The organism is Acinetobacter sp. ANC 5600 (assembly GCF_002018395.1).
In the GTDB taxonomy this organism is placed as follows: domain Bacteria; phylum Pseudomonadota; class Gammaproteobacteria; order Pseudomonadales; family Moraxellaceae; genus Acinetobacter; species Acinetobacter amyesii.
Genome location: NZ_MVKW01000006.1, coordinates 69516 through 84525 on the forward strand (window position 1 = coordinate 69516; position 15010 = coordinate 84525).

13 protein-coding genes are annotated in these 15010 nt (G+C 40.2%); 3 read left to right on the forward strand and 10 right to left on the reverse strand.

All coding sequences use genetic code 11. The features are described 5' to 3' along the window. Positions 1 to 6: 6 nt before the first annotated feature. On the reverse strand, positions 7 to 2748 hold the full coding sequence (locus B1201_RS13210; RefSeq protein WP_078193944.1) for an autotransporter assembly complex protein TamA: 2742 nt from the start codon (positions 2746 to 2748) through the stop codon (positions 7 to 9). Between the two features lie 177 nt (positions 2749 to 2925). Between B1201_RS13210 and B1201_RS13215 the strand changes: the two genes are divergently transcribed. Continuing rightward, a complete protein-coding gene (locus tag B1201_RS13215; RefSeq protein WP_078193945.1) occupies positions 2926 to 4245 on the forward strand; it encodes an MFS transporter in 1320 nt (439 codons plus the stop codon). A 3-nt stretch (positions 4246 to 4248) separates the two neighbouring features. Beyond that, a complete protein-coding gene (gene coq7, locus B1201_RS13220; RefSeq protein ID WP_078188555.1) occupies positions 4249 to 4884 on the forward strand; it encodes a 2-polyprenyl-3-methyl-6-methoxy-1,4-benzoquinone monooxygenase in 636 nt (211 codons plus the stop codon). Positions 4885 to 4953: 69 nt separating this feature from the next. Here coq7 and B1201_RS13225 read toward each other — a convergent pair whose 3' ends face one another. The 6 genes from B1201_RS13225 to B1201_RS13250 all read right to left on the reverse strand — a co-directional run bounded on the left by B1201_RS13225 (position 4954) and on the right by B1201_RS13250 (position 9407). After that, complete coding sequence (locus B1201_RS13225) at positions 4954 to 5634, reverse strand: hypothetical protein (RefSeq protein ID WP_078193946.1); 681 nt, start codon at positions 5632 to 5634, stop codon at positions 4954 to 4956. A 77-nt stretch (positions 5635 to 5711) separates the two neighbouring features. Beyond that, the gene (locus tag B1201_RS13230; protein ID WP_228144785.1) at positions 5712 to 6290 is read right to left on the reverse strand and encodes a DedA family protein; all 579 of its coding nucleotides are present in this window, start codon (positions 6288 to 6290) and stop codon (positions 5712 to 5714) included. 161 nt (positions 6291 to 6451) lie between these two features. After that, the gene (locus B1201_RS13235; RefSeq protein WP_078193947.1) at positions 6452 to 6901 is read right to left on the reverse strand and encodes a 2-amino-4-hydroxy-6-hydroxymethyldihydropteridine diphosphokinase; all 450 of its coding nucleotides are present in this window, start codon (positions 6899 to 6901) and stop codon (positions 6452 to 6454) included. Next, complete coding sequence (gene folB, locus B1201_RS13240; protein WP_078193948.1) at positions 6858 to 7238, reverse strand: dihydroneopterin aldolase; 381 nt, start codon at positions 7236 to 7238, stop codon at positions 6858 to 6860. The genes B1201_RS13235 and folB overlap by 44 nt, the downstream gene beginning before the upstream one ends. An 83-nt stretch (positions 7239 to 7321) precedes the next feature. Further along, positions 7322 to 8620, reverse strand: a complete 1299-nt coding sequence (locus B1201_RS13245; protein ID WP_078193949.1) for an ABC1 kinase family protein — start codon at positions 8618 to 8620, stop codon at positions 7322 to 7324. A 58-nt stretch (positions 8621 to 8678) separates the two neighbouring features. Continuing rightward, on the reverse strand, positions 8679 to 9407 hold the full coding sequence (locus B1201_RS13250) for a HesA/MoeB/ThiF family protein (protein ID WP_078194004.1): 729 nt from the start codon (positions 9405 to 9407) through the stop codon (positions 8679 to 8681). A gap of 676 nt (positions 9408 to 10083) precedes the next feature. Here B1201_RS13250 and B1201_RS13255 point away from each other — a divergent pair. After that, on the forward strand, positions 10084 to 10599 hold the full coding sequence (locus B1201_RS13255) for a pyridoxamine 5'-phosphate oxidase family protein (protein ID WP_078193950.1): 516 nt from the start codon (positions 10084 to 10086) through the stop codon (positions 10597 to 10599). A gap of 162 nt (positions 10600 to 10761) precedes the next feature. Here the strand turns inward: B1201_RS13255 and B1201_RS13260 are convergent, their stop codons facing one another. The 3 genes from B1201_RS13260 to B1201_RS13270 form a co-directional block, all read right to left on the reverse strand. Next, on the reverse strand, positions 10762 to 12405 hold the full coding sequence (locus B1201_RS13260) for an AMP-binding protein (protein ID WP_078193951.1): 1644 nt from the start codon (positions 12403 to 12405) through the stop codon (positions 10762 to 10764). A 297-nt stretch (positions 12406 to 12702) separates the two neighbouring features. After that, positions 12703 to 13839, reverse strand: a complete 1137-nt coding sequence (locus tag B1201_RS13265; RefSeq protein ID WP_078193952.1) for an acyl-CoA dehydrogenase family protein — start codon at positions 13837 to 13839, stop codon at positions 12703 to 12705. Positions 13840 to 14158: 319 nt separating this feature from the next. Then, on the reverse strand, positions 14159 to 14929 hold the full coding sequence (locus B1201_RS13270; protein ID WP_078193953.1) for a 3-hydroxyacyl-CoA dehydrogenase: 771 nt from the start codon (positions 14927 to 14929) through the stop codon (positions 14159 to 14161). Between the last annotated feature and the right edge of the window lie 81 nt (positions 14930 to 15010).

A 15010-nucleotide genomic window follows, 5' to 3' on the forward strand; every position in this document is an offset into this window, starting at 1 on the left:
TAAAAATTATAATTGTGAACCAATAAAGAAATGTAAACGAATTGGTTTGCTGTCGTCAGAAAGTCCAGTAGCAACATCTAAACGAATTGGGCCAATTGGAGAAGCCCAGCGTATCCCCACACCTGCGCTATATGCAGTCGGTGTATTAAAGTCTTTATCGTAAGCATTACCAAAGTCACTAAAGACCGCAGCACGCCAGCCTTCTTTAAATTGGTAGTTATATTCTAATGAACCCGTTGCCAAGACTTGACCACCAATTTTATAGCCATTTTCTTCGGCAGCTAAACTCTTATAGTCAAAGCCGCGAATGGTTTGGTCACCACCGGTAAAGTAGCGTAAGTTATAAGGAACTTTATCAAAGTTCTCTGTCAGAATATAACCTAAATCACTGCGCCCCACGAACTGGTGATTATCATTTTCACCCAATGAATAAATAAAGCGCCAGCCCGCATTCAAGATCGCCATGTCAGCATCTGAAAGTAAGCTTTCACTTCCGACTTCAACTTTATAGGTTTGCTTAATCCCTTTACTCGGATTCACACGTTTATCAGAGTCGGTTCGAGAAATTTCATAGCCAAACATCAAAGACTGCTGTTCATTGTTGGTATTTACCAAGAACGCATCTGGAATGTCATCACTAGGACTTAGGCCGTCATCGGTAATACGGTCCAAACGGTAACGTAAACCAAAGGTATGCTGCCAACTACCACGTGGGTTTTTAATAATCCGGTCAACCCCAGCTACAGCAGATTCAATCGAAAGATTAACGCCTTGACCGACATCGTCACGTTCTTCACGCTCATAACCACCGACCAAGCTGACATAGTCATTTAATGGATGGTTATATGGAATGTTATAGCGACCATCAATCGATTGACGGATTTTGGATACTTCCATGTTGGCGTCAAAAGAATGACCACGTTTGTTTACAATGGCACGGCGATACTGCCCACGAACACGTGTACCGGTGTCGGTACCAAAACCAGCACCAATTTCTGCACTATTCAACTTATCTGCATTTAGTGTCACGATCACAGGGACTTTTTTATCTTCACGTGCTTGCGCTTTTAAACGTTCTTGTTCTGCTTGTTTGGCATCTTGCGTATCTTGCAAACTGCGTAATTTAGATGATTGCTCTGCATCATTCACCCCCGCAAATTGGTCTTCATCAACCACTTTTTGCGTGACTTCCTTATTCGACATCACTTCCGTTTTGTCTTTCACTACTTGTGAACTTTCAGACAACTGATTTTGATCGACCAAGGTCTGAATATCTGGTGGCAGTTCAAGCGGCTTTTCAATTGGGTCTGGTCGAATCGCATCAACTAAGGTGTAGTTAAAATAGCGAGAGTTGGTCAGGTTGTTAGCCAAACCATTCACACGCCAGAAAGTATAGTCAGCACCGTCTTTCCACGTCACCAAACTTTCTAAAATATCGCGATCCAATGGAAACTCTGCATTCGGATCACTCATTCGAAATTCGACTTCGCCAAGCTTATAACGCTCACCCGTTTCAAATCGCAAATTGATATCGGCTGTATTTTGTGGTTGAGCCACTCTTACATCGTGCAAACGCCAGTACGAGTCGAAATAACCGTTATTAGTTGCTGCATCATTAATTCGGCCTTTCGTCGTTTCGTATTCACCATGATTAAGAATGTCACCTTCTTCCTGATCTGGTAAAACACCAATCACCTGAAACTGAGCTTGATTTGCTCCAGCCCCTGAAAATTCAATATTTTGCTTTTGAATTTGCACAGGCGTATTTGGTGTAACCAATACACGAACTTTACTATCAGACACTTTTTCAAATTTGAATTCTGACTGATAAAAACCTACAGCTTGTGCAGCTTGATTGGACAAGCTGCGTAATTGAGGTAATGCCGATGGAAAATCGCTAAAAGACTCTTGAGTAAAACTTGAAAGCTTGCCTTTAATATTGGCTTTGAGATCCTCCAGTGCCGCACCATAGGCTTTACTCGAAGTCTGACTGGTATTATGTGCTGAGGTAATTTCAACATCCGCACTAATTCGTGGCACTTTTGCCGTATTCATCTGACGTGGCGGACGCACTTTATATAATAAGCGCTTGAAAATACCCGGCTCTGCATCATCTTCCACAGTTGGATTATTCAGCTCTTGCAGCGTACTGGCATTTTCATTTTGTGTTGCAATAATTTCATTATCAGAGCGAATTTCACTCATGAGCTGATCAATATTGACTGGCGCTTGGTTAATTTCCGTTAACTCTTTTTGGGTAATGTCCGCAACAGCAACTTCTGTTTGTTGTGTCGCACGGTACTCCTGCGCCTGACGTTTGGCCTCTTCAGCAACTTGGAAGATTTCATTCGCCATGTTTTGATCAACAGGTGTCACGGGTAAGTTTTCTAAATCTTCGAACTCAATGGGTTTAAATTCTTGTAGTTGTGTTCCTGCTTGCTGCTGTTCTTGCAGCATTTTCATGCTATCAACAGATTCTTTCGGCTCATTTATATTTTCAATTTTTTCAATTGCTTCAGGCGTCGACAGCCCTTGCTTTACAGCCTCATCCTTGATTTCAGCAACAATCTCTGCTTTTGTATCTGCAGAGGTTGGAACAGTTTCCGCGGGAGTTTGGGCGAAACTATGCTGAGCACACAAGGTCAAAAAGATGCTCATATATAGACTTTTATTGCTATGATGCTGTCGTATGCAGTGAGCCATACTGTGATGAAGCATTGTTTTTTTAAACTTGATTTTTGCAGGCATAGCAAACTCTAACAAATTTCATTATGTAATGGACTTAGTCAATCAGATGTAGAGCTAAAGATCTTATATCTATTGGTTTTTCGCCATCCCCAAACTCAAAAACATATTACATGATTTTTTTAGAGATTTTACCAATCACTCACATTTCTTAATAAAACTTAATGTAGCAAGACGCTTATGAATAACAACGAACATCTGCTAGGTACACGCCGCTTCCTGCCTATGTTTTTGACCCAATTTTTTGGGGCCCTCAATGACAATGTCTACAAACAGGCTTTATTGTTGGTCATCACCTATGGATTAATCCAACAACAGGCATTACCCATCAGCACGCTAAACAATCTAGCTGCATTATTGTTTATTTTACCCTACTTTATTTTTTCAGCGACAGCGGGACAGATCGCAGATAAGTTTGAACGTTCACAACTTGTCCGTGGCATCAAAATTTTAGAAATTATCATCATGATCATCGGCAGCATTGGCTTTCTGACCGGTCATTTATGGTTGTTATTGTTGGCTCTATTTTTGATGGGAACCCATTCGACATTTTTTGGTCCAATCAAATATGCGATTTTGCCTGAAATTTTAAAACCCAATGAGCTAATGTCAGGCAATGCGCTGTTCCAATCTGCAACATCCATGGCGATTTTATTCGGGATGATTTTGGGTGGTGCTGTGATTGCTTCATCACAAGGCAATTTATTGTGGATCAGCCTGACCGTAATGACCATCGCCATTTTAGGTTATATCACCAGTCGTTTTATTCTTAAGCAAAATGTCACTACACCAGATTTAAAAATCGATTGGAACTTTTTCCGAACTAGTTACCAAACAATGAAATATGCCAAAAGTTTGCCGCTGATTTTTACTATTTTATTGGGGAACTCGTGGTATTGGTTTTATGGTGCAACCTACCTCACCCAAATTCCACAAATGACTCAGCAAAATCTACATGCCTCTGAAAATGTCGTTAGCTTGCTATTGACCTTTTTCTCTGTCGGTGTGGGCGTAGGTTCATTGCTTTGTCGTAAATTGGGCGGCACTCAAGTCAATATTAAGATGGTTCCCATCGGTGCTGTCGGTTTAACGGTATTTGCACTGTATTTAGCATTTAGTTTGACCCTCGTCCCGACTCAAACTGGCCCACTTATTACCTTATCGGAAGTATTTCATCAAGGGTGGAGCTATTACCATGTAATGATCGCAGTGACTTTATTGGGGATTAGCGGTGGTTTTTACATTGTTCCACTATATGCCATGATGCAAGCCTATTCGCCTCGCTCACATCGTGCCCGTGTAGTTGCAGCAAACAACATTTTAAATGCCGTTTTCATGGTATCTTCTGCTATATTTTCAATTATCATTCTGAGTGTTTTAAAGATTGATATTAAAATACTTTTTTGTATAACCGCAGTGCTCAGTGCAATCTTTTGTATTTGGCTGCTATTACGCATCAAACCTTTGCTTCAAACTACGCAAGTCTCTCTGGAGGATTAATCCATGCGTCAATTTACAGGTGTCGACAAACTTATTCACTCATTTGATCAGGCCTTACGTAGTTTAGTTCCCGGAGCAACGGCTGCACATCGTGAAAATCCGTCTGTTGCTGAAAAGACTCAACTTGCAGTCAGTGAAGCACGTCATGTAGCAGGTCTAATGCGGGTCAACCATAGTGGTGAAGTGTGTGCTCAAGCGCTTTATCATGGCCAAGCCCTCACCGCGAAACTGCCGAACGTACGCCGTGAAATGGAACAAGCTGCGATTGAAGAACAAGATCATTTGGCTTGGTGTGAAGACCGCTTAAAAGAATTAGACAGCCATACCAGTCTGCTCAACCCTGTTTGGTACGGCCTTTCTTTTGGGATGGGTGCATTGGCAGGTATTGCCGGTGATAAATACAGCTTAGGTTTTGTCGCTGAAACTGAGCGTCAAGTGAGCCTGCATTTAGAAGATCACATCCGCCAACTTCCTGAACAAGACGAACGTTCACGTAAAATCTTAGTGCAAATGAATGAAGATGAGCTGCATCACCGTGATACAGCACTCAATGCAGGTGGTGTAGACCTTCCTGTTCCAGTTCGTATTGCCATGACTGGTATTTCAAAGCTGATGACCAAAACCAGTTATTACATTTAATGATTTTCTAATGATTGTCGCTAAGTTTTATAAATAGTGAACAAAAAGCCTGCAATGATGCAGGCTTTTTCATAAGTAATGTTTTGACTCTAATACAATAATTCCTTCGCCATCAAAACAGTTTATAGGCTGCCATCGACTTGGTGTAAACCAATCAAAATTCAACCTATAACGTTGTGCAGTGGACGGATAACCAGCTCCACCTAACTCAAGCAGCCATCCTGCCGGACAAATTTCTTTTTGGTTATTCATCATAACGGTTTGATCATGTGCCAACTCAAGCAATAAATGCCGATGCAGCTCAAATGCAATAACATCAAATCCAGCTATTTGAATAGGCTGTGGAAAACGAGCCGATGTCAAACCTTGACGAATATCAGTCATCTGTTCCAGAGTATAGTCGGTTTCAAATGATCGGTTAATCCACGTGCCTTCAGGCAGTACAACCTCTCCAAAGTTTAAGGGTTCCTGCAACTGTATATGAATTTTCTTTTGATGCTGCCACTCTGCATAGTCAGAACTAAGATCTGAAATCACGAACAATCCAAGCGTTACTGCAACAAATAAAGGGAAAAACAATACGCCAGATAAACCAATTTTAAGTGCAGCATTTACTTTATATGGTCGATTTTTTTGCTTTTTATACCAATTATTCCAACTCAACCAAATCGCAATGACAATAAATAGCACCAAAATCGCAAAGCAAATAATAAGGAAACCTCCCGCACCCGCACCATAACCTAAGCCCATATTGCTCTCACTAAATATCCCTTTAAATCTTTTAATTATGTTTTGACGACTTTATCAGATCAACCACTTGCACTTTATCAATGTTGATGATGCTTACGCCACCACTTCAACACCGTATAGAGCACACGGAAGAATACGATACATAATATAACGGCAATAACGATGTAAATATCTTGATGATAAGGCAGCATTTTCGCCCAAAATAGATGTAAATAATGACTGATTTGGAAGCCAATCGTTGCGACCAACATCGCCCAAATAAAACAGGCAACCAGATTAATCAGCACATATTTCCAAACAGGATAAGCACGCACACCGACTGCAATAAGTAAAATAGTTCTAAAACCCCAAGCAAAGCGCATAAATAAAATGGTCAAAATAGGATAACGTTCAATAAACTGGCTCGCACGATCGAATTTTTGTGCAAATTCTGCATTCGACTGGATAAGTTTTTGCCCATAGCGAGCGCCCATTTGATAATAAAACTGATCGCCAATAAAACTGCCCAACATCGCCACTGCAATCAACATTGGAAAATGAAGTATGTGTTGATGGACGGCATAGGCGCCAATCATCAGCACTGTTTCTCCTTCAAACAATGTGCCAATAAAAATCGCAATATAGCCATAGTGCTGAATCAGATCCGTCCAGTTCATATCATTATTTTGAAGCTAAAAAGATAATGTAATCCTGCGACAGCCTATACGCTAGCGCATACCATGACAGGATTTGAATATTTTTGTTATTGTTTATCTAGCATAGTTAGGTCAGTTTGAAATATCACTCATGTGCGTTAAAAACATTCCGTTTCATTCACTCAATCTACTAAAACTTTTTGACAACTCACCATAGGAAATTGATGTGCTGGATGTTCAAACATCTCATTTTTCCAAATGTCGAACATTGGTATTTTAACATCGAGTGCTAAAGGCAGTTTTTTCGGATTAAATTGCATGTGCGCTAAGCTTTCGCCCCACGCGATCAGATCCAGATCCAAAGCGATATTATGAGACGGACGAACACGACCTGAGTCTGCTTCCATTTTTTTCAGTAAGGTGCTGATTTCATCTACAGATAAACTGCTTTTCACCAAACAAGCTGCATTCCAATAATCCGCCCCAATGCCATCACGACAAGGAATCACATAAATTTTGGAAAATTCAACATGACCCAAAGCCTGAATTTGACGTAAAGCCTGTTGAAAATGCGGTTTGGGATTGAAATTACTCGCCAGAGCTAGGGCGAAAATTGTTTCGGTGGCGTTCAAGACGAATTCCTACAGAATTGGCTTGCGCGATAATGGCAGGCTTCCGGACGGTAATCATAATAGATTCAATGCTGTCATAGGTAGCAAAAAGTGCATCAATCACCAGTTTTGCTGTATGTTCGATCAATTTAGGTTGAGCAGTTTGAATGACTTTGGCTGATATTTCGCAAATTTCAGCATAATTCAAGGTATCTTCAAGCTCATCTGACTGAGCCGCCTGCGCTAAACTGGTTTGAATATTGAGGTCGAGCATCAAAGGCTGAATAATCTGACGCTCCCAATTGAAACAGCCAACCACTGTTTCAACTTTCAAACCTTCAATGATAATTGCGTCCATTCTTACACTCAAAATAAAATCTTAAACATCGATAAAATCCTCCTGTTTAAGCAAGAGGATTTTATTTATATCTTGCGGCTAAATTATTGCTTCAACAATAAATTAGGGTCCATAGTCTGCACCATTTGAATACGCTGGTCTGCATAAATATCAGTATATGGCGCAAGGATGCGCATAAAGCGATCGAAGTACAACATTTGTTTGAATAATAAAGCGAAGTCACGTGGGAAGCGAATACCATGACGCTCTCCGACTTGTACCATATCCATCATGATGTCATTCAAATCGGCAGGATTTGAGGTTAATAACTCTTGCGGATCGGCCAAGAGCACACCGCTAAATAAACGCTCTAAATCGGCAGCTAAGACTTGTGTGTCAATTTTGACAGCCGTCATGCCCATTTTTAGCATGTTTTCAGCCATCAAGTTGTAGTCAGTTTTTTGTAGGGCATCCATAAACGCAATACATGCTGTCCACACTTCAGGTTTCAACTGGCCCACGATACCAAAATCGATGAAGCCAACTCGACCATCTTCTAGCAGCATCAGGTTACCTGCATGTAAGTCTGCATGGAAACTATTACATAACATCAAGCTGCCAAACCATGTATTCATCGCTGTCACCAAAACTTGCGATGGATCTTTAGCGACTTTTTTAACCACATCAAAATCAGTCAATGGTACGCCGTATAAACGCTCCATCGTTAAGACACGACGTGTTGAATATTGGTGATAAACTTTTGGTGCAGTCGCGGCTTTGTTTTGAGTTACATTCAGATAGTTCACAAAGTCATCAAGATTTTGAGCTTCTTCAATAAAGTCCACCTCACGTACCATGCGAACTTTAATTTCTTCAACAATATCTGCAAGTGAAGCAAATTTGACTTTAGGTACAGCTTTTTCAACCAGTTTGGTTGCCCAATGTAAAACGTTTAAATCTGTATAGAGAATCGTCTCGACACCCGGTTTTTGCACTTTAATAACGACATTTTCACCACTGACCAATTTAGCGGCATGCACCTGTGCAATCGAGGCAGAAGCTAAAGGCTTTTCATCAATTGAAGCAAATATTTCATCTAAATTACGACCAGCAAATTCTGAAGCCAATACCTGCTGCACATAACTAAACGGCAATGAAGGTGTCTGATCTAAACAGCCTTGGAACTCTTCGACATATTCACGTGGAAATAAAGAAGGTGTACTTGCAATAAATTGACCTAATTTAATATAGGTTGAACCCAGTGATTCAAAAGTTTCACGCATTAATTTTGCGTTACTTGGTTTTTCAGTTGCATATTTAAAGCCGGCTTTTGCAGCAACGACTGCGGTCTCACCCATTCGGGCAACCGAGCGAATTCCATCTAACCAGATATTGTTTTTCATAATGTCTTAGAAAAAAATAATTAACGTGAGTGTAGCAAAAAAATAAGGGCTTGCTGCTTTATCTTGCCTGACAGATTGAACAATCGGGATCTTTTTCAAAAGCGAGAATTTTTTGTTTCATTGACAAACCATCCCATAACAAAAGCTTTTGTTTCAATACTGTCTTTCCTAAACCCAAATAAAGCAAAGCATGATGAGCTTGCAAACTTGCCATAACATTTGGTGTGGTTGCAAGCACACCCGAGTCTGCACAGCGCAAACTTTCATTGGCTTGTTGTTCTTTTGGAAATAGACATTCATAACATGCCGCGTTTCCTTCGACCATAAACAGTTGCCCTTGGAAACCAATCGCTGAAGCACTAATCAGCGCCACATTATTTTCTGCGCAGCTCGCATTGACCAAATAACGCGTGCTAAAGTTATCACATCCGTCTAGAACCAAATCTTGCTGTGAAATCAATGTCTTTGCGTTGCTTTCATCTAATTTTGTGGTATAGCTTTGCACTCGGATATGCGGGTTAATCGCTTGTAAGCGTTTAGCCAAAATTTCCGATTTATAAAAACCTACGTCATTTTTGGTATACGCGATTTGTCGTTGCAAATTACTGATTTCAATTCGATCTGCATCGATTAAAGTGATTTGTCCGACGCCTGCACGTGCCAATAATTCGGCTGTGGTACACCCAATTCCACCACACCCTACGATGAGTACATTGGCAAGTTTTAGCTTCTCTTGTGCATCGATGTCCCATCCATCAAGCAATATTTGACGGCTGTATAAATGCATTTCATCATCACTTAATTCAAATTCAGATGTTGATTCATTCGATTTAAACGTAGACAAAGTATTTCCTTATTAAAATTCGTCAACCATGAAAAATGGGAGAGTTTATACCGCACGCAAAAGATTAAAACACCGATATCCATCAAATGTTATACGGCTACAAACCCGAAACAGTGTAAAAACACCCGGCTATTTGAGCAAGACAATATACAGCTTAAAGTTAAAATAAATGCTCTGTAGACATGGTATTTTTCTTAGTTAGCGTATCTTCAATTACACTATTTAAAATACAGTATCTCAAACACCTTAGTATGTAGAAACATCATAGAGGTATAGCGTATACATGTTTTAAAAATAATAAATAAAAAATATAGTTATATTTTATAGTTATATTTTTAACCATGTTTAGTTGCACTAGAGCTGCTTACATTAGATTCATTTTAATGATTCTTTTCTACCTTAGCCTCAAAAAATAAAACTTAATTCAAGACATTTTAAGCGTTTTATGTATGCAAAGAGATTTAATCCGTAGGTATATGTATGAATTCAGTGAGAATTAAATTGCTGACATAATATGTTCGATAAACTTATGAGCTAACACACATTATTCAAATACTTTGTGCTCAGTCATATTTACCCCTTTACCCCCAAAGTGATTACTTAAAAGTGGAGAATAAAAATGTCACAAGAATACATTGAACAAGATCAGCGACAAAAATTATGGAAACTCATTAAAGACGTGCGTTTCACCATGATTAGCCATGTCACTGACAAGCAAGAAATTCATTCTCAACCTATGACCATGCTTAATTCTGATAAGATGAATGAGCATGAAAATATCTATTTTCTTATGAAAGAAAACAATGACCTTGTAGAGGCAGTCAATGCAGGTCGTAATCATCTTGGATTAGCATTCGCTAAACCTTCAGACGATATTTATGTATCAATTAGTGCTCATGGAGAAATCAGTACAGATGCGGCCCTAATCGATAAATTATGGAATCCTTGGGCTGAAAACTGGTTCGATGGCAAGACTGATCCTACTGTTCGCGTTTTGATAGCTAATCCTATTAGTGCAGAATTCTGGAATGTCAAAGACAATAAAGTCACCCATTTATTCAAAGTTTTGAAGGGCAATTTAACGGGTAAAACTCAAGAACTTGATACTGAACATAATACCCTGAACTTAAAATAAATGATTTTATTGATTTGAATGAATGCTTTAATTTTAGGTTAATTTGGATTGTCCCATAGTTAGTCAAGTGCATATATGATCTCGAATGAATGGTTTCACCAGCTCAAATATCAATTTCAAAAAGGCTGCATCAAGCAGCCTTTTTTGCGTATATAAATTGACTCAACTGACCTTTTGAATTAATTGCGCTTTGGCCACTTCTTGTTGCTTCAACAAATTACGTTGGATTTTTCCACTCGATGTTTTAGGCAACCCATCCACAAATTCAATTTCTTTTGGATAAGCATGCTTGGATAAACGAGATCGTACATAGGCTTGTAGTTTATCCATGAGTTCAGAACTTGCTTGATATTGTGGTTTCAATACCACAAAAGCTTTGACCAATTCAGTTCGCTCAGGATCAGGCTTACCAACAACTGCCGACTCTAAAACCTCTTCACACTCTAATAATGTGCTTTCCACATCGAAAGGCCCTACACGATAGCCTGACGTTGTAATGACATCGTCTGCACGACCTACAAAATCAATGCCGCCTTCTTCGTTTAAACGAACGGTATCACCGGTTAAATAGTAGTTCCCGACAAAGGCTTTACGGTTATTGCCACCATAGCCTGTGAACCACATGAGTGGAGATTGCGACCAGTCTAATGCCAATGTTCCAATGCCACCACATTCAATTTCTTGATAGTCTTTATTAAGCACCGCGAAACGATGGCCCGGTATAGCAAAACCGGCTGAACCCACTTTTTTGTAGTGTTCTAAAGCATGATGATTTGCAATCACCATTCCAAGTTCCGTTTGTCCATATTGGTCATAAATATTGACGTTTAAGTCGTGATTAAACCATTGAATCACTTCAGGCGTTAGCGGCTCACCTGCACTACTCACAACCCGTAAATGTGATTTTATGGATGCGTCAAATTTTTCTTTGAAGCCAAAGAACATACGAAAAGCCGTTGGTGAACCAGTCAAATTACTGACTTTATATTTTTTGATGACTTGAAGTGCATGATCAACACTAAAAGCCCGTTCATCCATAATAATGCTGTGTCCTAAACTTAATGGCCCTGCAATTCCATAGTACAAACCATAAGCCCAACCCGGATCTGCCAAATTCCAAAATGAATCTTCATCACGCAAATCAACCGCATGTGTCATATACCCTTTAAATGCCAATAACGCTTTGTGTGGCACAGGTACAGACTTGGCCAAACCGGTCGTTCCCGATGTAAACATCATTAAAAATTCATCGTCAAATGAACGTGGTACTGAGTTATATGTGGTGTCATGAAGTTGCAGCTCTGACCAAAAGTCAGGATCTGTCTGAATTGCTTGATCGGCATGCACGGTTAAAATATGTGGTAAATCAATATGATTGAGTTTTGATCGTTGCTCAGTGTTGGTTACAATCAGCTTTGTTCCCGCAGTTTGCACCCGATGCTCAATCGCTTTGGACTCAAATGCCGTAAACAAAGGCTGATAAATTGCCCCTATACGCCATGTTGCCAATACGGTGATCAATAACTCTGCTGTACGGGGTAATAGACCTGCAATGCAATCACCTGCTTTTAGCCCAATGCGCTGATAATAATTTGCCAATTGTGCAGAAGCTAAATCTAATTGCTCAAAAGTCCATTGCTCAGATTCACCATTTTTACCTTCCCAGATCAGTGCAGTTCTATTTTGCCCAACATAGCGCCCACAACATTCATCATAAGCGTTTATAGAACTTGGTGTACCGACCAATTGTTCTGTAACCATCTTTTCAAAATTAAAATCACGATATGCTTGTTCTAGTGTCTTCATGACGACAATTCCTATCCTGTTCTCTATGATTCAAAGTGCAATACTTTGAGGTTTATTGATCTTGTTGTTATACCGCTGCGTATCCGTGACGATTCCTTTGCCACATCCGCTTTTACTGCTTTTCCATACACCGATTGCAATGTCGGTTTTTTCGTTTTGAAACTTATACTTTGTTAAACAATCTATTATTAGACTGTCTATACCTAGATAACCATGTTTGGATGTGCCCTGCAATTTCCATAACCATCAACGCCATTGCAGGGTTTGAACATCGACTAAAGTCTATTTTTTAACCTTTCACCCTTTGGTGACTTCACGTGCAATCACCAGCCGCTGAATGTCCGATGCACCTTCATAGATTTGGCTGACACGAACATCACGATAAATGCGTTCAACTGGGAAATCAGATACATAACCGTAGCCTCCATGGATTTGAATCGCATCTGAACACACCCGTTCAGCCATCGTCGATGCAAAAAGTTTAGCCATCGAGGCTTCTTTTAAGCATGGAAAACCTGCATCTTTTAACGTTGCTGCATGGAAAATTAACTGGCGTGCCGCCTCAATTTGGGTGGCCATATCTGCTAGGCGAAATGCCACGGCCTGATGCTGTACAATCTCCACCCCAAATGCCTTGCGTTCATTGGCATATTCAACAGCCGCATCTAATGCTGCTCGTGCCATACCCACAGACTGCGCAGCAATACCAATTCGACCTGACTCTAGGTTTGATAAGGCAATTTTATAGCCTTCCCCCTCTTGGCCTAAAAGACTATCCGCAGGAATACGACAGTCATCTAAAACAATAGTTGCTGTATCGGAACAATGCTGACCCATTTTGTCTTCTAATCGCGATACGATATAACCTGGCGCATCCGTTGGTACTAAAAAGCACGAAATCCCTTTTTTACCTGCAGACTTATCCGTTACCGCAAAAACTAAGGCTACTTGGGCATGTTTTCCTGTGGTAATAAATTGCTTGGTGCCATTTAACACCCACTCGTCACCATCACGCTCCGCTTTGCATTCCAATGCGCTCGCATCTGAACCCACTTGTGGTTCTGTTAGGCAAAAACAACCTAACCATTCGCCAGTGGCTAATTTTTTTAAGTATTTTTCTTTTTGTGCTTCTGTACCATAACGCTGTGTAATACCACATGGCAGTGAGTTTTGTACGCTGACAATCGTCGAAATCGCACCATCACCTGCAGCAATTTCTTCTAAGGCAACAACCAAAGACACGTAGTCTAAACCAGCACCACCCCATTCATCCGAAACCGTCATGCCTAAAGCACCCAGCTCACCAAGCTCCTTTAACTCTTGTGCAGGAAATGCTGCCGTTTTATCACGCTCTGCAGCCGTTGGTTTCAGTTTTTCTTGCGAATAACTTCGCATCATGTCCTGAACCATTTTTTGTTCATCATTTAAAATCATGAGACTTCCTTTTCTAAATCTTTTATAGCGCGTATAGCTTTAAATGTTGGATAACTGCGGAATTAAAAATTCTTTGACTGTATTAAAGCAAAGTTGGATACACGACGAAGTCATTTGCAACTGTCTGAGGCAGGACGCCATTAATCTCTAATCTTTCTGCAACCTATAAATCAATAAATACTTGATGACGAGCTTTACAAATGACAATGTTTTTGGTTACTTTTGCCGAAACAAAAGTAACGAGATGAGCTACTGTCAACGAAGTTATTCTCGATAAGACTCCGTCGTAGAAGCCTGAATAAGCAGTTTTAATAAATAACTATTTAGGCTGCATACGGATCGCGCCATCAAGACGTATCACTTCACCATTGAGATAAGCATTTTCAAAAATATGCGTCACTAATTTTGCAAACTCTTGTGGTTTTGCTAAACGTGGTGGGAAAGGCACCATTTTCCCCAAAGCATCTTGTACATTTTGTGCTAAGCCTTTGAGCATCGGGGTTTCCATAATGCCCGGAGCAATAGTCATCACACGAATCGACTCACGTGCAAGCTCACGTGCAAGAGGTAATGTCATTGCAACCACTGCCCCTTTAGATGCTGCATAAGCCGACTGACCAATTTGACCATCAAAAGCAGCAACTGACGCCGTATTCACAATCACGCCACGCTCTTCTTCACCCGCTTTTAATTCATATTTAGCAATCAGTTGTGCCGCATAGCGCAGCATATTAAATGTACCTGAAACATTAATATTTAATACTTTTTGGAACATCGCCAAATCATGCAATCCGTCACGACCTAAAACTTTTGCAGAGGGTGCGATACCGGCACAGTTCACTAAACCATTGAGTTGACCAAATTCCGCTTCAACTTGTGCAAAGAAAGCGCCAACCGCTTGTTCATCAGTGACATCCAATTGAACAAATTTGGCATGATCACCCAGTTGACGTTGCATCGCTTCGCCATGCTCATGATTCATATCCACAATAATCACTTTTGCACCCAGGCCAATCAGATGTGTTGCTGTCGCAGCGCCTAGTCCTGATGCACCACCAGTCACAACAAAAACTTTTCCTTTAATGTCCATATCAATTCCCTATTTACGATGTCTTGTTTTAAATTCGACTTAAGATGCAGAGTAAACAGAGAATTTATTCAGTACAATTTC

Coding starts and splice junctions, on each gene's coding strand:
- B1201_RS13215 (WP_078193945.1), top strand. CDS start 2,926: ATGAATAACAACGAACATCTGCTAGGTACACGCCGCTTCCTGCCTATG.
- coq7 (WP_078188555.1), top strand. CDS start 4,249: ATGCGTCAATTTACAGGTGTCGACAAACTTATTCACTCATTTGATCAG.
- B1201_RS13270 (WP_078193953.1), bottom strand. CDS start 14,929: ATGGACATTAAAGGAAAAGTTTTTGTTGTGACTGGTGGTGCATCAGGA.
- B1201_RS13225 (WP_078193946.1), bottom strand. CDS start 5,634: ATGGGCTTAGGTTATGGTGCGGGTGCGGGAGGTTTCCTTATTATTTGC.
- B1201_RS13265 (WP_078193952.1), bottom strand. CDS start 13,839: ATGATTTTAAATGATGAACAAAAAATGGTTCAGGACATGATGCGAAGT.
- B1201_RS13230 (WP_228144785.1), bottom strand. CDS start 6,290: ATGAACTGGACGGATCTGATTCAGCACTATGGCTATATTGCGATTTTT.
- folB (WP_078193948.1), bottom strand. CDS start 7,238: ATGGACGCAATTATCATTGAAGGTTTGAAAGTTGAAACAGTGGTTGGC.
- B1201_RS13210 (WP_078193944.1), bottom strand. CDS start 2,748: ATGCCTGCAAAAATCAAGTTTAAAAAAACAATGCTTCATCACAGTATG.
- B1201_RS13245 (WP_078193949.1), bottom strand. CDS start 8,620: ATGAAAAACAATATCTGGTTAGATGGAATTCGCTCGGTTGCCCGAATG.
- B1201_RS13250 (WP_078194004.1), bottom strand. CDS start 9,407: ATGCATTTATACAGCCGTCAAATATTGCTTGATGGATGGGACATCGAT.
- B1201_RS13255 (WP_078193950.1), top strand. CDS start 10,084: ATGTCACAAGAATACATTGAACAAGATCAGCGACAAAAATTATGGAAA.
- B1201_RS13260 (WP_078193951.1), bottom strand. CDS start 12,405: ATGAAGACACTAGAACAAGCATATCGTGATTTTAATTTTGAAAAGATG.